The sequence below is a fragment of the Devosia sp. Micro-HW1 genome, from assembly GCF_056341075.1.
On sequence record NZ_CP094375.1, the window covers coordinates 3,894,278 to 3,916,087 of the forward strand.

General features: G+C 63.1%; 21 protein-coding genes. 16 read left to right on the top strand and 5 right to left on the bottom strand.

Annotation, left to right across the window (positions count from 1 at the left end):
* The first annotated feature begins 5 nt into the window (after positions 1-5).
* Positions 6-410 (top strand): VOC family protein, encoded by a 405-nt coding sequence (locus MQW79_RS18725; protein WP_476586043.1) that lies wholly within the window; start codon positions 6-8, stop codon positions 408-410.
* On the opposite strand, the gene MQW79_RS18730 is transcribed toward MQW79_RS18725, so the two are convergent.
* The 3 genes from MQW79_RS18730 to MQW79_RS18740 all read right to left on the bottom strand — a co-directional run bounded on the left by MQW79_RS18730 (position 407) and on the right by MQW79_RS18740 (position 3,093).
* Positions 407-1,276: an aminoglycoside phosphotransferase family protein gene (locus MQW79_RS18730; RefSeq protein WP_476586044.1), complete on the bottom strand. Its 870-nt coding sequence runs from the start codon at positions 1,274-1,276 to the stop codon at positions 407-409. The genes MQW79_RS18725 and MQW79_RS18730 overlap by 4 nt on opposite strands.
* Complete coding sequence (gene moaA, locus MQW79_RS18735) at positions 1,269-2,282, bottom strand: GTP 3',8-cyclase MoaA (RefSeq protein WP_476586045.1); 1,014 nt, start codon at positions 2,280-2,282, stop codon at positions 1,269-1,271. Before moaA ends, MQW79_RS18730 begins: the two co-directional genes overlap by 8 nt.
* A 223-nt stretch (positions 2,283-2,505) precedes the next feature.
* Complete coding sequence (locus MQW79_RS18740) at positions 2,506-3,093, bottom strand: L,D-transpeptidase (protein ID WP_476586046.1); 588 nt, start codon at positions 3,091-3,093, stop codon at positions 2,506-2,508.
* A gap of 246 nt (positions 3,094-3,339) precedes the next feature.
* Here MQW79_RS18740 and rpiA point away from each other — a divergent pair, with 246 nt between their 5' ends.
* The 5 genes from rpiA (at position 3,340) to MQW79_RS18765 (ending at position 9,729) form a co-directional block, all read left to right on the top strand.
* Positions 3,340-4,038 (top strand): ribose-5-phosphate isomerase RpiA, encoded by a 699-nt coding sequence (gene rpiA / locus MQW79_RS18745; RefSeq protein WP_476586047.1) that lies wholly within the window; start codon positions 3,340-3,342, stop codon positions 4,036-4,038.
* A 20-nt stretch (positions 4,039-4,058) separates the two neighbouring features.
* The gene (locus MQW79_RS18750) at positions 4,059-4,571 is read left to right on the top strand and encodes a DUF2059 domain-containing protein (protein WP_476586048.1); all 513 of its coding nucleotides are present in this window, start codon (positions 4,059-4,061) and stop codon (positions 4,569-4,571) included.
* Positions 4,572-4,690: 119 nt separating this feature from the next.
* Positions 4,691-6,070, top strand: coding sequence for a glutathione-disulfide reductase (gene gor / locus MQW79_RS18755; protein WP_476586049.1), 1,380 nt, complete (start codon positions 4,691-4,693; stop codon positions 6,068-6,070).
* A 228-nt stretch (positions 6,071-6,298) separates the two neighbouring features.
* The gene (locus MQW79_RS18760) at positions 6,299-7,675 is read left to right on the top strand and encodes a class II 3-deoxy-7-phosphoheptulonate synthase (RefSeq protein WP_476586050.1); all 1,377 of its coding nucleotides are present in this window, start codon (positions 6,299-6,301) and stop codon (positions 7,673-7,675) included.
* A gap of 128 nt (positions 7,676-7,803) precedes the next feature.
* Complete coding sequence (locus MQW79_RS18765; protein ID WP_476586051.1) at positions 7,804-9,729, top strand: PAS domain-containing protein; 1,926 nt, start codon at positions 7,804-7,806, stop codon at positions 9,727-9,729.
* Here the strand turns inward: MQW79_RS18765 and MQW79_RS18770 are convergent, their stop codons facing one another.
* On the bottom strand, positions 9,730-10,242 hold the full coding sequence (locus MQW79_RS18770; protein ID WP_476586052.1) for a response regulator: 513 nt from the start codon (positions 10,240-10,242) through the stop codon (positions 9,730-9,732). It abuts the gene before it with no gap.
* A gap of 168 nt (positions 10,243-10,410) precedes the next feature.
* Here MQW79_RS18770 and MQW79_RS18775 point away from each other — a divergent pair, with 168 nt between their 5' ends.
* Both MQW79_RS18775 and gltX read left to right on the top strand, forming a co-directional pair.
* The gene (locus MQW79_RS18775; RefSeq protein WP_476586054.1) at positions 10,411-12,078 is read left to right on the top strand and encodes an NAD+ synthase; all 1,668 of its coding nucleotides are present in this window, start codon (positions 10,411-10,413) and stop codon (positions 12,076-12,078) included.
* Positions 12,075-13,403 (top strand): glutamate--tRNA ligase, encoded by a 1,329-nt coding sequence (gene gltX / locus MQW79_RS18780; protein WP_476586055.1) that lies wholly within the window; start codon positions 12,075-12,077, stop codon positions 13,401-13,403. Before MQW79_RS18775 ends, gltX begins: the two co-directional genes overlap by 4 nt.
* Here the strand turns inward: gltX and MQW79_RS18785 are convergent.
* Positions 13,348-14,487, bottom strand: a complete 1,140-nt coding sequence (locus MQW79_RS18785; RefSeq protein ID WP_476586057.1) for a DUF2865 domain-containing protein — start codon at positions 14,485-14,487, stop codon at positions 13,348-13,350. The two genes, gltX and MQW79_RS18785, sit on opposite strands and share 56 nt — an antisense overlap.
* 168 nt (positions 14,488-14,655) lie before the next feature.
* On the opposite strand from MQW79_RS18785, the gene MQW79_RS18790 reads away from it, so the two are divergent.
* The 8 genes from MQW79_RS18790 (at position 14,656) to cimA (ending at position 21,689) form a co-directional block, all read left to right on the top strand.
* A complete protein-coding gene (locus MQW79_RS18790; protein WP_476586058.1) occupies positions 14,656-15,663 on the top strand; it encodes a fumarylacetoacetate hydrolase family protein in 1,008 nt (335 codons plus the stop codon).
* A 208-nt stretch (positions 15,664-15,871) separates the two neighbouring features.
* Positions 15,872-16,315 carry a c-type cytochrome gene (locus MQW79_RS18795; RefSeq protein WP_476586059.1) on the top strand — a complete coding sequence of 148 codons (444 nt, stop codon included), beginning with the start codon at positions 15,872-15,874 and terminating at the stop codon, positions 16,313-16,315.
* Positions 16,316-16,580: 265 nt separating this feature from the next.
* Positions 16,581-17,960 (top strand): cysteine--tRNA ligase, encoded by a 1,380-nt coding sequence (gene cysS / locus MQW79_RS18800; protein ID WP_476586060.1) that lies wholly within the window; start codon positions 16,581-16,583, stop codon positions 17,958-17,960.
* A gap of 152 nt (positions 17,961-18,112) precedes the next feature.
* Complete coding sequence (locus tag MQW79_RS18805) at positions 18,113-18,463, top strand: endonuclease domain-containing protein (protein ID WP_476586061.1); 351 nt, start codon at positions 18,113-18,115, stop codon at positions 18,461-18,463.
* Positions 18,464-18,687: 224 nt separating this feature from the next.
* Entirely contained in the window at positions 18,688-19,071 is a 384-nt protein-coding gene (locus MQW79_RS18810; RefSeq protein WP_476586062.1) for a VOC family protein, read from the top strand.
* Positions 19,058-19,531 carry a GFA family protein gene (locus tag MQW79_RS18815; protein WP_476586063.1) on the top strand — a complete coding sequence of 158 codons (474 nt, stop codon included), beginning with the start codon at positions 19,058-19,060 and terminating at the stop codon, positions 19,529-19,531. Before MQW79_RS18810 ends, MQW79_RS18815 begins: the two co-directional genes overlap by 14 nt.
* Positions 19,531-20,025, top strand: coding sequence for a GFA family protein (locus tag MQW79_RS18820; protein WP_476586064.1), 495 nt, complete (start codon positions 19,531-19,533; stop codon positions 20,023-20,025). The genes MQW79_RS18815 and MQW79_RS18820 overlap by 1 nt, the downstream gene beginning before the upstream one ends.
* A 20-nt stretch (positions 20,026-20,045) precedes the next feature.
* Positions 20,046-21,689, top strand: coding sequence for a citramalate synthase (cimA, locus tag MQW79_RS18825; RefSeq protein WP_476586066.1), 1,644 nt, complete (start codon positions 20,046-20,048; stop codon positions 21,687-21,689).
* Positions 21,690-21,810 lie beyond the last annotated feature (121 nt).

Here is a 21,810-nt window from a genome sequence, read left to right on the forward strand (position 1 = left end):
CTCTTATGCTGCTTGGCTTCGAACATGTCGGCATGACGGTAAGCGATATGGATCGCGCCGTCGGCTTCTATTGCGGCCTGCTTGGACTGCGGCTCGCCTTGCGCAAGTCGTCGGCCGGTGGCGAGCTGGCTTTCTTCGATGCGGGCGGGGGCATGCTTGAAGTGGCGGCCCCGATCCCCGCGCCAGAGGGGCGTTTCCGCGACGTCCCCACGACCGAAGCCGGCATGCGGCATGTCACTTTTGCCTATGACGACTTGGATGGGATGATCGAAACGCTCGATGCGGCCGGCGTGGAAATCGTCGAGCGCCCGCGCAATGCCTATCATCGCGAAATGATCCGCCGCGTTGCCTTCGTCCGCGATCCCGACGGCATACTGGTCGAGCTGGTGGAACGGGCAGACGGACGCTAGCCCTGCCCGGCAATCGTCCTGCAGCGGGCAAGCGCCCCGTTGATCATGTGCTCGTCACCGTCCCTGATAGCATCGTGCAACACGGCAAGTCCGATACGCAGCTGGTAGCAGCCAAGTTTTTCGGCGTCAGCCAGTCGCCAGGGCTCGTGCTGCTCGAAGTGCCGGCATTGCTGCTCCATGCAGTCGAGCCAGGGGCGCCAGAAGATGATGTTGGCCACGTCATAGTCGGGGTCCCCGATCATGGCTTCGGACCAGTCGATCACGCCGGTGACCATGCCGTCGGCTACGATCACGTTGTTCGAACCGAAGTCCCCATGTACGAGCTGGCGATGGTCCGGCAGGCCGGCGGCCATGTCTGCGATGGACCAAGCGACCCTCGCAACGAACTCGCGTGATCCGCGGTCGAGCACGGTCCAGTCGAGATCGGCGATCTTCGCCAGAAAGGTCGGCCAGCTCTCATCATTGATGAGGCCCGTATCGTGGCCGGGGGGCAACTTCGCCATTGCATCGAGGACACGACCCACGGCGGCGCCATAGGCGAACGCGCCGCCTTCCGGCAAGTCTTGCAGGGTGGTGCCTGCGACGCGCCGGGACACGCAGAGCCAAATATACGGACCATGCGCCCCGACCAGCGTGACCTCCGGTATCGGCAAGGCCGGGCTGCCGAAGTGCTCGAACGCAATCCTGTCCTTATCGAAGCCCGCTCGGGAAGGATTGACCCGTAGTACATAAGGTGACCCCGATGCTTCAAAGGCAAAGGCTCGCGACTCCTCGCCCTCGCTGATGGGATGGAGCGCCGCAATGTCGGGATAGGTCATGCGCAACTGCGCCAGCAGCGCCGGGGTCTCGACCTGTGGCTTAACCACCCGTCACGCTCATGTGCCGGGCGACGGCGGGCGTCTCCCGCGTCCGGTCGAGCACGAAGTCGTGGCCCTTGGGCTTGATCATCATGGCGTGGTCGAGCGCCGCATCCAGCCCCTCGGCGCCGCCGTTCCGCCAGGCGTCGCGCAGGTTCACCTGGTCGTCCTGCCCCAGGCACAGGAAGAGCTGCCCAGTGGCCGTCAGGCGCACGCGATTGCAGCTCTCGCAGAAATTGTGGCTCATCGGCGTGATGAAGCCCAGCGTGCCGCCGGTCTCGGCGACATGCACATAACGCGCCGGCCCGCCGGTGCGCTTGTCGAGCTTGGTGAACGTGTAGCGCCGGGCGAGCTTGTCGTGCAGCTCGCGCAGCGGCAGGTAGCTGTCGACCCGGTCGATGCCGACTTCGCCCAGGGGCATGCCCTCGATCAGGGTCAGGCCCATGCCCTGGGCGTGGGCCCAGTCCATCATTGGCTCGATTTCGTCGTCATTGACACCACGCATCGCCACCATGTTGATCTTGATGGCAAGGCCCGCCGCCTGCGCCGCTGCAATGCCGCCGAGCACATCGCCCAGCCGGCCACGGCGTGTGATCGTGGCAAAGCGGGCCGCGTCAAGCGTGTCGAGCGACACGTTGATCCGCCGCACGCCGGCTGCATAGAGGCCCTCGGCATGCTTGCCGAGCTGGCTGCCATTGGTGGTGAGGGTCAGCTCCTCCAACCCGTTGCCGATCCGGGCGCCGAGATTATCGACCAGGCTCATGATGTCCCGGCGCACCAGCGGTTCGCCGCCCGTCAGGCGGATCTTGGTCGTTCCCCGCGCGATGAAGGCGCCTGCAATGGCCTCCACTTCCTCGAAGCTCAGCACATCCTTCTTGGGAAGGAAGGTCATGTCCTCGGCCATACAATAGACGCAGCGGAAGTCGCAGCGGTCAGTCACCGAGATGCGCAGATAGGAGATGCGCCGGCCAAAGCCGTCGATCAGGGGGCGCGGAGGGGAGGCTTGAACGTCCATATCGTGAACTTACAGCCTACCGTGGGTCTTTTCAAAGACCGCGAAAACAAAAAAGGGCCACCACATGGCGACCCGTATTCGCGCTAAGACCTAGCCTGTCAGGTCAAGCTGAGCCGAAAATGGCTGGTTTCGAGAACCGGACCGGAGCGTACATTCGTACGTGAGGACCGGAAGCGGAGAAACTGGCCGTTTGCAGGCCAGCTTCACCTGAAAGGCGAAAGTCTTAGTGATTGACGATGATGCGGGCGCCGACCTGGACGCGTTCGTAGAGGTCGGTGATGTCGTCATTGGTGAGGCGGATGCAGCCCGAGGAGACGGCCTGGCCGATGGACCACGGTTCCGACGTGCCGTGCACGCGGTAAAGGGTCGAGCCGATATAGAGGGCGCGGGCACCAAGCGGATTGTCCGGGCCGCCGGGCATGTAGGCCGGCAGGTCGGGGACGCGCTTGCGCATGGCCGGGGGCGGGGTCCAGCCGGGCCACTCGGCCTTGCGGGTGATGCGGTGCGTACCGGCCCAGGTGAAGCCGTCACGGCCGACGCCGATACCATACTTCATGGCCTTGCCGCCTTCGAGCACAAGATAAAGGCGACGCTCGCCGGTCTCGATGATGATGGTGCCGGGACGCTGGTTGGTCTCGTAGTCGACAACCTGCTTCTTGATCGGGCTGCCGCCGCGATTCATTGCGGACGCACGCTCTTCGAATGTGTTCGTATCCGGATTGTACCAGATCGCTGCGCTCGCCGGCGCAACAATGCTTGCCGTGAGCAGGATCGACATGGCGATCGCTACTGCAGTTCTGATGATGCTCATGCTGTTACTTGGCCTCTGAAAGCGCTGGCATGATTCGTGCCCGCGACGCTGCGCTAATTACTGTGAATGCGGCAATGCAGGAAGAGTTCCGCCATTTTTCCGCCTCATGTGCGGTATCATCGCCTTATTGTGTTGCTAGCCGGTTACACTTGCTACTCACCAAAGCGTGATCGCAGCCTTCCGGTCGGCTTGACAGCGGCCTCCCGGGCCTGCAAACCCCCGCAAGCAGGAACAGGAGCATTTGCCATGAGCGAGGCGCTCAAACGCGAAGCGGCCGCAAGGGCCGTTGCCGAGATTACCTCGGGCATGAAAGTGGGCCTGGGCACGGGGTCGACCGCCCGTCACTTCGTCGACCTCCTAGGTGAGAAGGTTCGCGCGGGCCTCGACATTGTCGGCGTCCCGACCTCCGAGGTGACCGCGCAGCAGGCGCGCGAATGCGGCATCCCGCTGTCGGATCTCGATACACTGGACCGGCTTGATGTCACCGTCGATGGCGCTGACGAGCTCGATGCTGCGCTCAATCTGATCAAGGGTGGCGGCGGCGCGCTGCTGCGCGAGAAGATCGTGGCAGCCGCCTCCGATGCGATGATCGTCATCGCCGACGGCTCCAAACTCGTTGAAACGCTTGGCCGTTTTCCCTTGCCGATCGAGGTCAATCGGTTTGGCCTGGGTGCGACCCGCCGGGCGCTTGCCGGCATCATGGCGCGTTATGGCGCCGAGGGCGAGCTCAAACTGCGCGAGACCGCCGCCGGCGAGGCGTTTCAGACGGACGGTGGACATCTCATTCTCGATGCTTTTTTTGGCCGCATTTCGCGGCCAGAAGCGCTGTCAAACGAGCTTCTGGACATTCCGGGCGTGGTCCAGCATGGACTGTTCCTCAAAATGTGCCGCAAGGCTTATGTGGCGACGCCAAATGGCGTAGAAACACTTCTCAAGGGCAACTGATCACGTTGGAACGGGACAAGATGGCTAACTGGAATATTCGTAACTTCGCGCGCAGCCTTGGCTTTGCAGCGCTTGCGGCCATGGTGGCCGTTGCTCCTGCTGCCGCGCAAGAAGTTGCGCCCGAGCAGTTGGCCATGGCGCGCAAGTATATCGACCTCACCGACCGTGGCGCGATCTTCGAGACCACTGTGGTCGAGCTGGGCATCGACACCATGCGCCAGATCGTGACCCAGAACCCTGAAATCCAGGAGCAGACCAATACCGCCATTGGCGAGGTCATGAAGGATTACAATGGCCGCAAGGGTGAGCTGCTCGACCAGTTTGCCCGCGTCTATGCCATCTATTTCTCGCTCGAAGAGCTGGCCGAGATCGTGGCATTCTATGAATCGCCCACCGGCCAGAAGCTGGCCCAGGCCAATTCCGACCTCAACGCCGACATCCGGCGCGTGCTGCAGGTCTATACCAACAACCTGCGCACCGAGTTCTTCGCCAAGGTGCGCGCCGAACTGCGCGAACAGGGTATCGAGCTCTGATCGCTCCGGCCTGCTGAATACCGACCCCGCCTTGTGCGGGGTCTTTTTTTGGTGCTAAGCCGATATATTCATCGGCGTTAGACGATGAATGCGACGCGACACCCAGACTGGGGGATGAAATGGACTTCGACTACGACCTGATCGTCATTGGTGCTGGTTCCGGCGGCGTCCGTGCCGCGCGCATGGCAGCGACCTATGGTGCCAGGGTTGCCATTGTCGAAGAATTCCGGGTCGGCGGCACCTGCGTTATCCGCGGCTGCGTGCCCAAGAAGCTCTATGTCTATGCCGCGCGCTTCAAGGACCAGTTCGACATCGCCGGAAGCTTCGGCTGGCAGGTCGATGCCAGTTTTGACTGGCCGACGCTGGTCGCCGCCAAGGAAAAGGAAATCACCCGGCTCGAACACGCCTACACGAGCAATCTCGAAAAGCCGGGCGTCGAGATCATTCGCGACCGGGCCGTGGTCACCGGACCCAACGGCGTGCGCCTTGTCGGCGATGGCCGCGAGCTGAGCGCAAAGTATCTGTTGGTGGCAACCGGCGCGCATCCGTTCATTCCCGATATACCGGGCAAGGAGCTGGCCATCACCTCCAACGAGGCTTTTGACCTGCCGGCGCTCCCGCACTCCATCCTCATCGAGGGTGGTGGCTATATCGCGGTGGAATTTGCCACCATTTTCGCGGGCCTGGGCGTCAACACCACGATCATCTATCGTGGCGACTGCATCCTGCGCGGTTTTGACGAGGATATGCGGCGTGGCCTCGAGGCCGGGCTCATCGAGCGCGGCATTCGCCTCATCTACCAGACCACAATCAAGTCGCTGGCCCAGACGGGTGACGACATCACCGCCACATTCAGTGACGGCGTCTCTGCCCCCTTTGGTGCGGTCATGTTCGCCACCGGCCGCCGCGCCAATGTGGATGGCCTTGGCCTCGAAACGGCAGGGGTCAAGCTGACCGACAGCGGCAATATCCTTGTTGATGAATATTCGCAGACCTCCGCGCCCAACATCTATGCCGTGGGCGACGTCACCGGCCGCGCTCAGCTGACCCCGGTGGCCATCCGCGAGGGCTGGTATTTTGCCGAGACCGTGTTCAACAACAACAAGCTCAAGGTCGATCACTCGCTGATCCCGACGGCAGTCTTTGCCGAGCCCGAAATCGGCGTCATCGGCCTTACCGAGGCGGAAGCCGTCACCCATGGCGACATCGACGTCTATGTCGCAAAATTCCGGCCAATGCAGAACACGCTCTCGACACGCACCGAGCGCATGGTTTTGAAGCTCATCACCGAGAAGGATGAGGGCAGGGTGCTGGGCGTCCACATTCTTGGGCCGGGTGCTGCCGAAATGATCCAGCTTGTCGGCATTGCCGTGGGCATGGGTGCCACCAAGGCCGATTTCGATCGCACCATTGCGCTGCATCCAAGCGCGGCCGAAGAGCTCGTGACCTTCAAGGCGCCGACCTACATCTATCGCGGGGGCGAGAAGGTTGTGGGCTAACGGCGCAAGCCTGACAACTAGTCCTCAATACACCCCATCACCGGCGTCACCCCGGCGAAGGCCGGGGTCCATGTTGAGATATCGCGACATGGATCCCGGCCTTCGCCGGGATGACATCGGAGTTTGGCGCTGACTGTCGGGCCATTCCCACCCCTTTCCCCTTGGCATGGCGTGTGGGTCTTGATAGGACGCCGTAACGCGCAGTACCGCGCCTGAGCGAGATTGAAGATGACCACCTGGACCCCCAGCTCCTGGCGTGACAAGCCGATCCGGCAGGTGCCGGCCTATCCCGATCCCGCCGCCCTGGCCGATGCCGAGCGCCAGCTCGCTTCCTTCCCGCCGCTGGTCTTTGCCGGCGAAGCACGCGAGTTGAAGACGCGCCTGGCCGCTGTTGCCCGTGGCGAGGCCTTCCTGTTGCAGGGTGGCGACTGCGCCGAAAGCTTCGCCGAACATGGCGCGGACCACATCCGCGACTTCTTCCGCGTCTTCCTGCAGATGGCGGTGGTGCTGACCCATGGCTCCAGTAAGCCCGTGGTCAAGGTCGGCCGCGTCGCCGGTCAGTTCGCCAAGCCGCGTTCGGCCGATACCGAGGTCATCGACGGCGTCGAGCTGCCCTCCTATCGTGGCGACATCATCAACGACATCGCCTTCACCGAAGCCGCTCGCGTCCCCAATCCCGACCGCCTGCTCCAGGCCTATCGCCAGTCGGCGGCGACGCTCAACCTGCTGCGTGCCTTCTCCATGGGCGGCTATGCCGAGCTGACCCGCATCCACGAATGGACCATGGGCTTCATGAAGGGCTCGAGCTGGGATGCCCGTTTCGAGGAAGTGGCCCGCCGCATCGACGACGCCATCACCTTCATGGGTGCGCTTGGCCTCAATCCGGAAAATACCCCGGCCCTCAAGCAGACCAGCTTCTACACCAGCCACGAAGCGCTGCTGCTCGGCTACGAGGAGTCGCTGACCCGCCGGGATTCGATCACCAACAACTGGTACGCCACTTCCGGCCACATGCTCTGGATCGGTGACCGCACCCGCAATCCCGATGAGGCGCATGTCGAGTATTTTGCCGGCATCCACAATCCCATCGGCATCAAGTGCGGCCCGAGCCTCGCCAATGACGACCTGCTGCGCCTGCTCGACCGGCTCAACCCCACCGACGAAGCCGGCCGCATCACCCTGATTTCGCGCTTCGGCGTCGACAAGGTTCACGAGCACCTGCCGCGCCTCATCGAGACCGTGCAGAAGGCCGGCCGCACCGTCGTCTGGTGCTGCGACCCGATGCATGGCAACACGGTAAAGGCCTCCACGGGCTTCAAGACCCGTCCCTTCGATCGCGTCCTGGGGGAAGTGAAGAACTTCTTCGAAGTGCACCGCGAAATGGGCACCTATGCCGGCGGCGTGCATATCGAGATGACCGGCGACGACGTCACCGAATGCGTCGGTGGTGTATCGGCCGTCACCGAGGCGACCCTGTCGGATCGCTACAACACCTATTGCGACCCGCGCCTCAATGCCAGCCAGGCATTGGAACTGGCCTTCCTCGTCGCCGAGGAAGTCCATGCCCAGAAGCCGCCGCGCCGCGTGGCTGCGGCGGGCGAGTAAGCGCGTCGAGGGTCAAATAAGCCTCGCAAAGATGTGAACCAAACGGCCGCGGCGCCGTTATTTGCCGTGGCGTGGGGTCTTAACTGTCGGCGGAACCAGCCATCTTGATTGCGTCCGACGAGTAGGCCATGCCAAAGTCGCTTTTTCCCAATGCTGCCCCTGAGACCCGAGCACGTCTCGAGCAGGACCCCACCGTCAAACTTTTCAACACCTACGACTGGGCCGCCAATCCACTGGGCATCATTCCGGATTGGTCCGAAAGCCTCAAGGGCGCGGTCCGCACCATGCTGGTGGCTTCGACGCCGATGGTCATGCTGATCGGGGAACGCGGCGTTCTTCTCTACAATGACGCCTATGCGCGCTTTGCCGGCAACCGCCACCCCGACATTTTCGGCATGCCCGCGCTCGATGCCTGGCCCGAGATCGCCGACTTCAATAGTGCCAATATCGCGCGTGGTCTCGCCGGAGAGTCCTGGGCCTTTCACAATCAGGAACTGGTGCTCAACCGCCATGGCCACATGGAGTCGGCCTGGATGGACCTGCACTACAGCCCGGTGGTGGGCGACGATGGCCAGTCCATGGGAACCCTCTGCATCGTCCATGAAATTACCGACCGCATCCTGGCGGAGCGGGCTTTGGCCCGATCCGAGGAGCGTCTGTCCCTCGCCATTTCCGGCTCGGATCTCGTCGGGACCTGGGATTGGGACGTTGCCACCAATCGCGTCACCTCCGATGACCGCTTCGCCGCGCTCTACAATCTCGATTCCCTGCAGGCCGGTCTGGGAGTCCCCGTGGAGCAGTTTCTGTCTGCCATTCACCCCGGTGACGTTGAACGGGTGACCGCCGAGATTGCCGCGTCATTGCGCGACGCATCGCCCTTCCGGTCCGAATACCGGCTTCTCGGTGCCGACGGGGAGGTAGTGTGGGTTGTTGCCTCCGGGCGGCCGCGCCTTGATTCCGAAGGCAAGCCTGTGCGCTTCCCCGGCGTTGTCGTCGACATCACCCATCAGAAGCATGTTGCCGAGGCGCTGGCGAAGAGCGAATTGCAGTTCCGAACCCTGGCCGACACCATGCCGCAGATGGTTTGGTCGACCCTGCCGGACGGCTTCCACGACTATTACAATGCACGCTGGTACGAGTTTACCGGCGTTCCCGTCGGCTCGACCGACGGCGAGGGCTGGAACGGCATGTTCCATCCCGACGACCAGGACCGCGCCTGGGCTGCCTGGCGCCAGTCGCTGGAAACGGGTGAGCCCTATCAGATCGAATACCGGCTGCGGCACCATACCGGCCAGTATCGCTGGACCCTTGGCCGTGCACTGCCGATCCGGGACGCGCAGGGCACCATCGTTCGCTGGATTGGCACGTGTACCGATATCCATGAAGCGCGTCTCGCGGCTGAAGAACGTGAGCTGGTGGCTCAGGAGCTGAGCCACCGGATCAAGAACATCTTTGCTGTGCTCTCCGGCATTATCGGTCTCTCGGCTCGCAGCCGGCCGGAAGCCAGGGAGTTCGCCGACCAGTTGCGTCGGCGCATCTTCGCCCTTGGCGAAGCCCATGACTTTGTGCGGCCGCACAGCCATCTTTCGGCAGTGCATCTGGGGCAGGGGAAGCTGTCGGCTTTCCTGGAGCGGCTGATGCGTCCGTATAACGAAGGCGGTGGCGAGGCGCAGCGCGTGCGTTTCATCGGCGACGACATTGCCATCGATGATGCGGCCGCTACGCCACTGGCCCTGCTGTTCCACGAACTGGCCACCAACGCGGCCAAATATGGTGCGCTCTCCCAGCCGAACGGGAAGGTGGAAGTCACTGGCGAAATTCTGGGTGACCAGTACCGGATCAACTGGCGCGAATTCGGCGGCCCAACCGTGGTTGAACCAACGGAACTGAGGGGTTTTGGCACACGCCTGCTCGGCATGTCCGTTGAGGGCCAGATGCGTGGGACGCTGTCCCGGTCGTGGAAGGAAGCGGGCCTGGAGGTAACTGCCCTGGTTCCGCGCGATGCGCTGTCGCGGTCGTCGAAGCTCACCGCCCCGGCCAGCGGGGACCAATGATCAGCCGGCGAAGCTGGTGGTATCGTCGCCCCAGTTGAACAGTTTCATCCGGCGCGGTGCAGCCGCCGCTTCAGAGACGCGGCGCGCCACGGCGAAGTTGATGGCTTCGCGAATGTCGGCTTCAGTCGCTGGCTTTGGCAGCACGCCGATGGTTCCAGGCACCCCATCTCCGAGCTGCGACGGGTTAGCCGTGATGAACACGACAGTGACCCCGTGTGTCTGAGCAAGAATTTTGCCGATGGTGGTCCCGGTTGGGCCATCGAGCAGGTTGAGGTCGACGAGGGCAATATCGGCCTGGCTCGCCAGGGCCAGCGCGGATCGCTGATCTCCGGCAATACCGATGGGACGGTGGCCCATATCTGCGACCACGTCCTCGATCTCGGCGGCTACGATATATTCGTCTTCAACGATGAGGATGCGATAATTCATAAAGCGGCACGTACAGCATTTTCGGGATAGACTTGAAACTGGGGCGGACGGACGAAGTTCCCGGTCTTCGGGTCCAATGGGCAATAATGTGATCGAAAGTGATATGTATCCGTTACCAAACCCCGAATGCCTTGGCCAGTCCTGCGGTCCCGCCAGCAGTGCTTGCCCTCGCCGGGGTGAGAAGCTAAGTCTGGCGCCGCATCCGGCCGCCGCGCCGGTTCGTCCTCATGTCCGCATTCCAGGTTCTTCCTTGTGACCGATCAGCTCCGCATCGCGCTCGCCCAGCTCAATCCCAAGGTTGGCGACCTTACCGGAAATCTGGCGCTGGCCCGCAAGGCGCTGGAGGATGCCACGACGGCTGGCGCGGACATCCTGATGTTCTCCGAGCTGTTCCTGACCGGCTATTTCCCGGATGACCTTCTGTTCAAGCAGCAGTTCATCAAGGACGCCCTGGCGGCCGCCCGGGCGCTCGTCGCCGATACGAAGGGCAGAGATGTTGCACTGATCCTGCCCTCGATCTGGCTCGATGTCGCTGGCCTGCACAATGCCGTTCTCGTGGCCGAGAAGGGCGAGATCACGGCCATCCGCTACAAGCGCGAGCTGCCCGATAGCGATGTCTTCTATGAGCCGCGCTACTTCCAGCCCGGCCCCTTGCCGCTGCCGGTCACCATAAAGGGCGTCGAGGTCGGCATCCCGATCTGCGAAGACGTGTGGCACACGGCGGTCTGCGAGCATCTGGCCATGCGCGGCGCCGAGATCATGCTCTGTCCCAATGGCTCGCCCTACTGGACCAACAAGCAGCATATCCGAAAGGATCTGGTGCGCGCCCGCGTCGCCGAGGATGGCGTGCCCATGCTCTATCTCAATCAGGTGGGCGGCCAGGACGAGCTGGTCTTCGACGGCGCTTCCTTTGCCATGGAGCCGGGTGACAAGCTGGTTCTGCAGGGCAAGAGCTTCGAGCCCGATTTCATTCTCTCGGACTGGACCCGTACCGACGCCGGTTGGACCTGTACCAATGGCCATGTCACCGAGCTGACCTCTGTCGAGGAAGCGCCCTGGCGCGCCTGCGTGCTGGGGCTGCGCGACTACGTTCTCAAGAATGGCTTCTCCCATGTCGCGCTCGGGCTTTCGGGCGGCATTGACAGCGCCGTGGTCGCCGCCATGGCCGCCGATGCCTTCGGGCCCGAAAAGGTCCATGCCATCATGCTGCCCTATCGCTACACGTCCGAGGCGAGCCTCAAGGACGCCAGGGACTGCGCCGAACGCCTCGGCGTGCGCTATGACGTCGTGGCCATTGGCGATCCGGTCGACAATGCGCTGGCCGAGTTGCAACCCATTTTCGGCAATCGCCCGCTCGATACCGCCGAGGAAAACATCCAGTCGCGCATGCGCGGCACCATCCTCATGGCGGTGTCGAACAAGCTCGGCTCCATGCTGCTCACGACCGGCAACAAGAGCGAAATGGGCGTGGGCTATGCCACCATCTATGGCGACATGAATGGCGGCTACAATCCGCTCAAGGACATGTTCAAGATGGATGTCTACAAGCTCGCCGACTGGCGGAACAAGCACATGCCCGGCGACTGCCTCGGACGGGCAGGGGAAGTCATTCCCCAGTCGATCATCGACAAGGCGCCCAGCGCCGAACTCCGCCCCGACCAGACCGACCAGGACAGCCTGCCGCCCTATCCGGTCCTCGATGACATCCTCACCTGCATCGTCGAGGAAGAAATGGCGCTGGGCGACATCGTCAAGCGCGGGCACGACGCGGCGCTGGTCAAGCGTATCGAGCGCCTGCTCAACATCGCCGAATACAAGCGCCGCCAGTCCGCGCCCGGCCCCAAGCTGACCCCGCGCGCTTTTGGGCAGGGCCGCAAATACCCCATTACCAATGGCTACAAGGACCCGACAGTCGGATGAGCGTAACCGTTCGCTGGGCACCGTCCCCCACCGGCCGCATCCACCTCGGCAATGCCCGTCCGGCCTTGCTCAACTGGTATTTCGCCCGTCGCCACGGCGGCCGCTATGTGCTGCGCATGGACGATACCGACCTCGCACGCTCCACGCGTGAATTTGCCGATGGTATCGAGGCCGACCTGGCCTGGCTCGGGGTCCAGCCCGACCTGCTGGTCCGCCAGTCCGAACGATCAGCGCTCTATGATGCGGCCCGTGACAAGCTCATCGCCGCCGGCCGGCTCTACGCCTGCTACGAAACCGAGGAGGAGCTCGACCGCAAGCGAGCACGCGCCCGGCTCCTCGGCAAGCCGCCGATCTATGACCGCGCCGCGCTCGACCTCAGTGCCGAAGACCGTGCCCGCCTCGAAGCCGAGGGCCGCGCGCCGCATTGGCGCTTCAAGCTCGATGGCCGTCCGGTACAGTTCGACGACCTGATCAAGGGACCGCAGACGGTCAACACCGCCTCCATGTCTGATCCCGTGCTGATCCGGGCCGATGGCTCCTACCTCTACACCTTGCCCTCGGTGGTCGACGACATCGACCTGGGTATCACCCATGTGATCCGCGGCGAGGACCACGTGTCCAACACCGGCACGCAGATCGAGATTTTCGAGGCCCTGGGCGGCACTGTGCCGGTCTTCGGCCATCATAATCTCCTTACCGACGCGCAGGGGCAGGGCTTTTCCAAGCGTCTGGGCAGCCAGTCGATCAGTGATTTCCGCGCCGAAGGCTACGAGCCTCTGGCCATTGCGATCGTTGCCACGCTGACTGGCACCAGTCTCTCGGTCGAGCCCTATGCCAGCCTCGACGCCATCGCGGAAAGGCTCGACTTTTCGATGATTTCGCATGGCTCCGCGCGCTTCGATCCGGCCGAGCTCGACACACTCAATGCCCGCCTGCTCCATGCCATGCCCTATGCCGAAGCCTCCTCGCGCCTGTCCGCCATGGGCCTCGAAGGCGAGGCGATGTGGCTGCTGCTGCGCGAAAACCTTGTCAGGTTCCCCGATATTGCGGAATGGTCGAAGCTGGTGACCGGGCCGGTGGAGCCCGTCGTCGCTCACGAGGACCGCGACTTCCTGGCTCTGGCCAAGTCTCTGCTGCCGCCCGAACCCTGGGACGAGACCACCTGGGCTCAGTGGACCGACGCACTCAAGATCACGACGGGACGCAAGGGCAAGGCCCTGTTCCTCCCGTTGCGCATGGCGCTGACCGGCCGCCACGACGGCCCGGAGCTCAAGTCCCTGCTTGTCCTGATTGGGCGTAAGGCGTGTCTGGACCGACTACCCTGACGGCCTTGTCACCGAACTGAACGATCCGCAGGTCCGGCTCTGCAGGTGCGGTCGGCGTGCGCGCCACCTGGCCCGGCGCAGCCGGGCGCGGGCGGGGCAGGGGGACATCGACCAGCGCGACATCCATCACCGCTTCCACGGGCGCTGCCTGCACCGGCACGACTCCGCGCGGATCGCGCAGCGGCATGGGAATGCGCAGGCCGTTGATGTCGAGCATGGTGCGGCTCGTGCCATCGGCGCTGGCGACGACCGATACCGCGCCGTCGGCAACCGGTGTGGCCTGGCATGTGGCTGTCTTGTCGAAATCATTGCGATAGGCAAAGGCCGTCGGCAGCGAAATATAGGACGAGCCGCTGATATTGCGCATCTGCTCGGGTTCTTCGCCCGGATTGGCATAGTAATAAAGGTCCACCGCCGTATTGGGGCACATCTGCTGGCAGGTCATCAGGTCATTGCCCACGTAATCGGGCAGGGTGGCGTAGCTGATCGGCCAGAAATAGCCGTCGCTCATGCGCACGCAGACGGTGCGCACGGTGTTGTAGCCGCTATAGCCCCAATAGTCGCCGCCATCGATGAAGTCGCCATTGGTGAAATCACCTTCCGACGTGGTGCCGAAGATGCGGTCGAAAATGTTCTGGCGGTCCTGGGTAAAGGTGGCGCTGGAGCCGGCATTGCAGCCGAAGCGGGCCATTTCCTGTAGGATGGCCTCGCGTTGCTGGGCCACGGCATTGGCGGTTTCCACCTGCTGGCTGACCTGGGCATACTGGTCGCGCAGGTCGAGCACGTCGCGGGCGATCAACTGGCAGCTTTGCGTCAGCACCCGTCCGGCGCGCGCATCGTCGTTGCAACCTTCTCTGATATAGCGGCTTTCTGCCTGCTGAACCTGGCGGCGCAATTGCTCTCCGGCGTTGGAATTGCCACCCATTTGACGGAAATCACTATTGCGATCGAACTGCGACAAGGCCGCCTGCAACTGGGCACATTGCGCAGCCTGGGCATGCGCGGACTGTACGTCGAGGGCCATCGTGACCATCGCCATGGCAAGCAGGAAAAAGGGTCTCATTCCGGTCAAACTGAACTTCACGCCTAAATCCCGTCTGGAGCGTCGAAACGCGACACATGCTCCGTGATCCGCAACCGCCCGAGCATCTCGGTCCTTAAGATATCGCTAGGGCTCATGGCAACATTATAGCGCGTGATTTGTCCCATCGGTATCGCCTGGGGACAACACCGGACCAAAGGAGACCACTGTATGAAACTCGCCACCCTGCGCAATCACCGCCCGGATGGCCAGCTTGTATTGGTTTCCGAAGACCTGACACGCTGTGTGTCCGCCGGCCGGATCGCCGCCACCATGCAGCTCGCCCTTGATGATTGGGAGCATGTGGCTCCAGCGCTGGCGGACCTCTCACGCCAGCTCGACGCGGGGCAGATCGCGGGTCAGCCCTTCGAACCGGGCTCGGCCAAGGCTCCGCTGCCGCGCGCTTTCCAGTGGATCGACGGCTCTGCCTATCTGAGCCACCTCGAGCGTGTCCGCTCCCTCAAGGGCAGCAAGGATGCCGAATTGCAGTCCATCCGGCCGCTGCTCTACCAGGGCGCGTCCGATTCGCTCTCGGGCTGCCACGCGCCGATCGTCGTGCCCAGCGATGACCTCGCCCTCGACTACGAAGCCGAGGTGGGCGTCATCATTGGTGCTGTGCCCATGGGCGCGGCCTATTGGCAGGCCTCCGACGCCATCCGCCTGGTGACCATCCTCAATGACGTCTCGCTGCGTCGCCTCGTGGCCGATGACCTGCAGAACGGATTTGGCTTTTTCCACTCCAAGCCATCCACCAGCTTCGCGCCGGTCGTCGTGACGCCTGACCAGCTCGGCACGGCCTGGTCCAACAATCGCCTGCACTTGCCGCTGCGGGTCGAGGTCAATGGCACGCTATACGGCCAGCCCAATGCCGGCATTGGAATGCATTTCGATTTCGCCGATCTGATCGTCGAGGCGGCACGGACCCGCAATCTTGCTGCCGGAACGATTATCGGGGGCGGCACCGTCTCCAATCCGCATGATCAGACCCTCCCGATCAAGGCCGATGGTATCGGCTTTGGCTGCATTGCCGAGGCGCGGACCGCCGAGAAAGCCAAGTTTGGCCGGGCGCGCACCCCCTTCCTCAAGGCTGGCGACAAGGTGCGCATCCGGGCGGTCGATGGGGGCGGCAGGTCCGTCTTCGGAGACATCGAGCAGGCCGTGACAGTGCTGCCCGGCTGATTGCACGCTAAAGGGCAGCCTGTCGCCAGCATGACCAGCAGTTTTCACGCCTGAATCGGGGGCTGTTTTCCTGTCCGGCAGGGCTGCGGCCGGCCCATCTCGCTGCTTGGTAACATTCCCGTGTTCTCGTTGGGTCGGCACCCCGTTGCGTGCGACTGTAGAAGGGTCGGATTGAGGAATCCGACGCATAACCAAGCAAGGTGCAGATATGGTCATCCGTAGCATTACGGCCCTGGCAGTCGTTGCCTTGGTCGCGGTTGGCGCATTCGCTGTTACAGCCCAGGATGCTCTCAGCCCCGAAGAGGCCGTGGCCATGCGCCAGGACCTCATGAAGTCGAATGGCGCCGTCCTTCAGGGTGGTGCCATGGACAAGACCGGCGACGAAGCTATAGCCGCCGCGCAGACATTGGTTGACAATTTTACGCAGCTTCCCGACCTTTTCCCCGAAGGCTCCGCCATTGATGGTTCAAGGGCTCTGCCGGTGATCTGGGAAAACTGGGAAGAGTTTGCCGGGCTCATGGACACGGCCAAGGGTGGCGCGGAAGCCGCCCTCGCAGGTGCCCAGGCTGGCGATGTTGAAGCCTACAAGGCAGGCCTTCAGACCGTCATGGGTCAATGCGGCACATGCCACGACAAGTTCCGGGCCTCCTGAGGCCGGATGACTTCGCCTCCAAAGCGATAGGGCGGCCTCCGGGCCGCCCATTTTCGTGGCCCGTACCGAAAAGGACGTTGGGGGCTTGATTTCCTTGGGGCGCCCGGCCAATCTTCGCGCCATGAAGACCTCGTGCACCATTACCTGCTGCATTATTACCTGCTAACCCAAGCGTTGGCGGAGCGGTCTTCTTCATCCCGATAGGTTCGAACGGATAGAGGCTCTCCCGCCAGGGCATTTTCATGTCTGGCCACAGGACCACTCGATGACAACGGCAAAGCCGCAGCTCTCGTTCTACAACACGCTCACCCGCACCAAGGCGCCGTTCGCGCCCATGGATGCGAATAATGTGCGTCTCTATGCCTGCGGCCCGACGGTTTATGATTTCGCCCATATCGGCAATGGCCGCGCCGCCATCGTCTTCGACCTCTTGTTCCGCGTCCTGCGCCACACCTTCGGCGCCGAGCACGTCACCTATGTGCGCAACATCACCGACGTCGATGACAAGATCAACGCCCGCGCCCTGCGCGATCATCCCGATCTGCCGCTGAACGAGGCTATCCGCAAGGTCACGGAGACCACGGCAGCCCAATATCAGAAGGACGTTGCTGCCCTCGGCTGCCTCGAGCCCACGGTCCAGCCGCGCGCCACCGACAATATCGACGAGATGCAGCGCCTGATCGGTACGCTGATCCAGCGCAGCCACGCCTATGAGGCCGGCGGCGAAGTGCTGTTCCGCACGCGCTCTATGCCCGACTACGGCCAGCTGTCCGGCCGCAATCTCGAAGACAATCTGGCCGGTGCTCGCGTTGCCGTCGATCCGCACAAGGAAGACCCGGCCGATTTCGTGCTCTGGAAACAGTCCAGCGCCGAGGAACCCGGCTGGGACAGCCCCTGGGGCCGCGGCCGCCCCGGCTGGCATATCGAATGCTCGGCCATGTCCGAGCGCTATCTCGGGCAAACCTTCGACATCCATGGCGGCGGGCTCGACCTCATCTTCCCCCACCACGAAAACGAAATCGCGCAGTCGCGCTGCGCCCATGGCTCGCACGCCATGGCCAATGTCTGGATGCACAACGGCTTTCTTCAGGTCGAAGGCCAGAAGATGTCCAAGAGCCTGGGCAACTTCTTCACCATCCACGACCTCCTCGAAACCGAAGCCTTCGGCGGCCGCAAATGGCCCGGCGAAGTCCTGCGGCTGGCCATGCTGATGACGCATTACCGCGAGCCGATCGACTTTTCGCAGCGCCGGCTGGAGGAGGCTGTCCACATGCTCGAAAAGTGGGAGCGCGCCGTCGGCGACGCCGAACCTTCCACCGGTATATCCGCCGATCTTGTCGAGCGTCTCGCCGACGACCTCGACACGCCGGGCGCCATTGCCCGCATCCACGCCCTGATCATGGACGAGGGCAGGGCAGACGATGCCCTAGCCCTGGCCGGTCTCATGGGCATAAACATCAAGCGCGAAGTGGGCGTCGACGCGGCTGTCGAAGGCCAGATCGCCGCCCGCCTCGCCGCCCTCAACGCCAGGGACTTCGCCCAGGCCGACGTGATCCGCAACGCGCTCGCGTCACAGGGCATCGTGCTGATGGACTACAAGGACGAAACCGGCGCGCGCCAGACCAAGTGGGAGGTGAAGCGGTGATGTCGCAAGCCCCCTCATCCGGCGCTCCGCGCCACCTTCTCCCGCAAGGGGAGAAGGGGAGCCGGTGGTCTGCCTTGCATCGTGGTCAAACTCGATGCCACCCTTCTCCCCTTGTGGGAGAAGGTGCCCGAAGGGCGGATGAGGGGGACAGGATGTCTGATGACCACAGGCTGCTGGGTTATGCGAGAACCATGCGACGGGAGCCAACCCTTGCGGAGCGCAAACTCTGGTCTTTGTTGAGAGACCGTCGCTTCATTGGTTTCAAGTTCCGCCGTCAGGTTCCGATCGGTCCCTATATCGCAGACTTCGTCTGCTACGAGGAGATGCTGATCATCGAGGCGGATGGATCGCAATACGCCGACAACGCACACGACATGACCCGCGACGCGGAATTGAATCGCCGTGGCTTCCGCCTCCTGCGCCTGTGGAACAACGACATCCTCGCCCGTCCCCATTCTGTAGCCGACGTCATATGGACGAAATTGCACGAGGGGCAGTCATGATGCGGCCCCCCTCATCCGTCGCTTCGCGCCACCTTCTCCCACAAGGGGAGAAGGAAAGCCGGTGGTCTGCCGTGCACCGCGATCAAATGCGGTGCCGCCCTTCTCCCCTCGTGGGAGAAGGTGCCCGAAGGGCGGATGAGGGGGATTTGACCATCCTGCCATCCTGCCATCCTCTGACACCCGACTGGCATCCCATCACCGCTCCACAAACCGGAGTCGCTCATATGCTTGATCACGTTGGAATTCTCGTCGCGGACTGGAACAAGACCAAGGGCTTCTACGACGCCGCCTTTGCCCCGCTCGGCATAAGCCTGCTCAATCAGGTGCCGGAGGAATTCACCGGCGGCGTCAAGGTCGGCGGCTATGGCAAGGACCATCCCGATTTCTGGCTGACCGAAAGCCGGGAAGTCGGTCCGGGGCGGCACTATGCCTTCCGTACCGAGACGCGGGCCGAAGTCGATGCCTTCTATGCAGCCGCCATGGCCTCGGGCGGAATCGACAATGGCGCGCCCGGCCTGCGCGAGCACTATAGTGCCAATTACTATGCCGCCTTCGTCATCGATCCGGACGGCAACAACATAGAAGCAGTGTGTCATGCCCCAGGCTGAATCCCATACCGGTGGCTGTCAGTGTGGCGCGGTGCGATTCCGCGTCACACGGCTCGGTCGCCCCTCCATCTGCCATTGCCGCATGTGCCAGAAGGCATTTGGCGGGTTCTTCGGTCCGCTTGTTACGGCGCACAACGCCACCTGGACCCGCGGCGAGCCCAAATGGTTCCAGAGCTCCAACGCCGCCCGCCGCGCCTTTTGTGGCGATTGCGGCACTCCGCTCGCCTATGAAACCCGGTTCGGGCTTGAACTGGCCATTGGCGCATTCGACGATCCGTCCGTCGCGGCGCCGGAAATCCAGGTGAACCTCACCGACCGCCAGCCCTTTTTCGCCGGCCTCACCAGCCTGCCCGAGCGGCATGAGGTGAGCGACGAATGGCGCGACTTCATGGCCGGTATCCATTCCAACCAGCATCCCGACCACGACACGGCCGATTGGCCACCCCGGGAGGAAACCTGATGGAGCGCTACAGAATGGAAGTGAGCGGCGGCTGCCAGTGCGGCGCCGTGCGCTACCACGCCACCGAAATGTTCGACAATTCCCATATCTGCCACTGCCGCATGTGCCAGAAGGCGGTGGGGAATGTCTTCGCGGCCCTCGTCGCCGCGCCACGCGAGGCCATCACCTGGACGCGTGGCGAGCCGGCCCGTTTCCGCAGCTCCGAACATGTCGATCGCGGCTTCTGCGCTCAGTGCGGCACGCCGCTCTTTTACGACGACACGACGGGCAACCGTGTCAACTTCACCATCGGCTCGCTCGACCATCCCGAACTCTTCCCGCCCGGCGCCAATACCGGACAGGAAGGTCAGGTGCCCTGGTTCACGACGCTCCTCTCAATCGAGAATGGTGGCCCGACCGAAGATCCGGATCGCCAGGCCTGGTGGAGCGGCATCAAGGCCAGCAACAACCAGCATCCCGACCACGACACCACGACCTGGCCCCCAAAGCAGTAATCCGAGTTAGGCCCCCAAAAATGTCCCGCGACCGCCTCTATCTCTTCGACACGACCCTCCGCGATGGCGCCCAGACCGCCGGCATCGAGTTCTCGCTGGAGGACAAGATCGCCATTGCGCGCATGCTCGAAGAGATTGGCGTCGACTATGTCGAAGGCGGCTACCCCGGCGCCAACCCGGTCGACACGGCCTTTTTCGAAGAGAAGCGCACCAGGAAGGCCACATTCACCGCCTTCGGCATGACCAAAAGGGCAGGGCGCTCCGCCGCCAACGATCCGGGCGTGCAGGGGCTGGTCAATTCCGCGGCAGACGCCACCTGTTTTGTATGCAAGGCCTGGGACTATCAGGTCGAACTGGCACTCGGCATCTCAACGGAGGAGAACCTTGAGGCGCTTGCTGATACGGTGCGCACCGCCGCTGCGTCAGGCAAGGAAGTGCTGATCGATCTCGAACACTTCTTCGATGGCTTTAAGGCCAACCCCACCTATGCGCTCTCCTGCGTCACCACGGCCCTTGAAGCGGGCGCCCGCTGGGTTGTCCTCTGCGACACCAATGGCGGCACCATGCCGTCCGAAGTCCGCCGGATCGTGGGTGAGGCGACCGAGCACGCCCCTGGCGACAGGTTGGGCATCCACCCCCATGACGATACCGGCCAGGCCGTCGCCAATGCGCTGGCCGCCATAGAGGCCGGTGTGCGCCAGATCCAGGGCACGCTCAATGGCCTCGGCGAGCGCTGCGGCAATGCCAACCTCGTCACCCTGATCCCGACCCTGGTGTTGAAGCCCTTCTATGCCGAGCGCTTCGAAACTGGCGTGACTCCAGATCAGCTGCTGAAGCTCACGCATATTTCCCGCGCTTTCGATGATCGCCTCAATCGGGCTCCGGCGCGGCAGGCGCCCTATGTCGGCGCCTCGGCCTTTGCCACCAAGGCGGGCATCCATGCCTCGGCCCTGCTCAAGGACTTTTCCACCTACGAGCACGTGCCCCCCGAAAGCGTCGGCAATGAGCGCGCCATCATGGTTTCCCAACAGGCGGGCAAGTCCAACCTGCTGACGGCGCTGGCGCGCCACGGCATCGTGCTCGAAAAGGACGATCCGCGCCTTGAAAAGCTGCTGGCTACGGTCAAGGAGCGGGAGGCGCGGGGCTATTCCTATGATGGCGCCGACGCCTCGTTTGCCATCCTGGCGCGCCGCGTGCTCGGCACGCTGCCGGACTTCTTCGATGTCGAGCACTATCGCGCCATGGTTGAACAGCGCCACAATGCGCAGGGCGAAGTCGTCACCGTGACCGAAGCCGTGGTCAAGATCCGCATTGATGGCGAATTGCTGATGTCGGTGGCCGAGGGCAATGGTCCGGTCAATGCCTTGGACTCGGCGTTGCGCAAGGATCTGGGCAAGTATTCGGCGCAGATCGAAGACCTGGAACTGGCCGATTTCAAGGTGCGTATCCTGGACGGCGGCACGGGCGCGGTCACCCGTGTACTGGTCGAGAGCCGCGATGGCAGCGGCGAGCGCTGGGGAACCATCGGCGTTTCGCCCAATATCATTGATGCGTCCTTTGAAGCTCTGTATGAATCAATCACATACAAGCTGTTGAAGACCGGGGCTTCTTCGGATTCGGCAGCGGGGCAAACTATAGACCGGTCGAAAGTCTTCGCCGTCTGAGCGCAATCATCGGGAGGGCAAACTGGCCGAAACCGCTCCGAAACGACCTCTGGCTCTGACAATCGGGGCAGCGGCAGTTACTCTTCTCGTCATACTCGGGGTCCTGGCGGGACCGTCGATC

Bases quoted from the DNA above. Each gene is read 5' to 3' on its own strand.
- MQW79_RS18725 (WP_476586043.1), top strand. From the start codon at position 6: ATGCTGCTTGGCTTCGAACATGTCGGCATGACGGTAAGCGATATGGAT.
- moaA (WP_476586045.1), bottom strand. From the start codon at position 2,282: ATGGACGTTCAAGCCTCCCCTCCGCGCCCCCTGATCGACGGCTTTGGC.
- MQW79_RS18740 (WP_476586046.1), bottom strand. From the start codon at position 3,093: ATGAGCATCATCAGAACTGCAGTAGCGATCGCCATGTCGATCCTGCTC.
- rpiA (WP_476586047.1), top strand. From the start codon at position 3,340: ATGAGCGAGGCGCTCAAACGCGAAGCGGCCGCAAGGGCCGTTGCCGAG.
- MQW79_RS18750 (WP_476586048.1), top strand. From the start codon at position 4,059: ATGGCTAACTGGAATATTCGTAACTTCGCGCGCAGCCTTGGCTTTGCA.
- gor (WP_476586049.1), top strand. From the start codon at position 4,691: ATGGACTTCGACTACGACCTGATCGTCATTGGTGCTGGTTCCGGCGGC.
- MQW79_RS18760 (WP_476586050.1), top strand. From the start codon at position 6,299: ATGACCACCTGGACCCCCAGCTCCTGGCGTGACAAGCCGATCCGGCAG.
- MQW79_RS18765 (WP_476586051.1), top strand. From the start codon at position 7,804: ATGCCAAAGTCGCTTTTTCCCAATGCTGCCCCTGAGACCCGAGCACGT.
- gltX (WP_476586055.1), top strand. From the start codon at position 12,075: ATGAGCGTAACCGTTCGCTGGGCACCGTCCCCCACCGGCCGCATCCAC.
- MQW79_RS18790 (WP_476586058.1), top strand. From the start codon at position 14,656: ATGAAACTCGCCACCCTGCGCAATCACCGCCCGGATGGCCAGCTTGTA.
- MQW79_RS18795 (WP_476586059.1), top strand. From the start codon at position 15,872: ATGGTCATCCGTAGCATTACGGCCCTGGCAGTCGTTGCCTTGGTCGCG.
- cysS (WP_476586060.1), top strand. From the start codon at position 16,581: ATGACAACGGCAAAGCCGCAGCTCTCGTTCTACAACACGCTCACCCGC.
- MQW79_RS18805 (WP_476586061.1), top strand. From the start codon at position 18,113: ATGTCTGATGACCACAGGCTGCTGGGTTATGCGAGAACCATGCGACGG.
- MQW79_RS18810 (WP_476586062.1), top strand. From the start codon at position 18,688: ATGCTTGATCACGTTGGAATTCTCGTCGCGGACTGGAACAAGACCAAG.
- MQW79_RS18815 (WP_476586063.1), top strand. From the start codon at position 19,058: ATGCCCCAGGCTGAATCCCATACCGGTGGCTGTCAGTGTGGCGCGGTG.
- MQW79_RS18820 (WP_476586064.1), top strand. From the start codon at position 19,531: ATGGAGCGCTACAGAATGGAAGTGAGCGGCGGCTGCCAGTGCGGCGCC.
- cimA (WP_476586066.1), top strand. From the start codon at position 20,046: ATGTCCCGCGACCGCCTCTATCTCTTCGACACGACCCTCCGCGATGGC.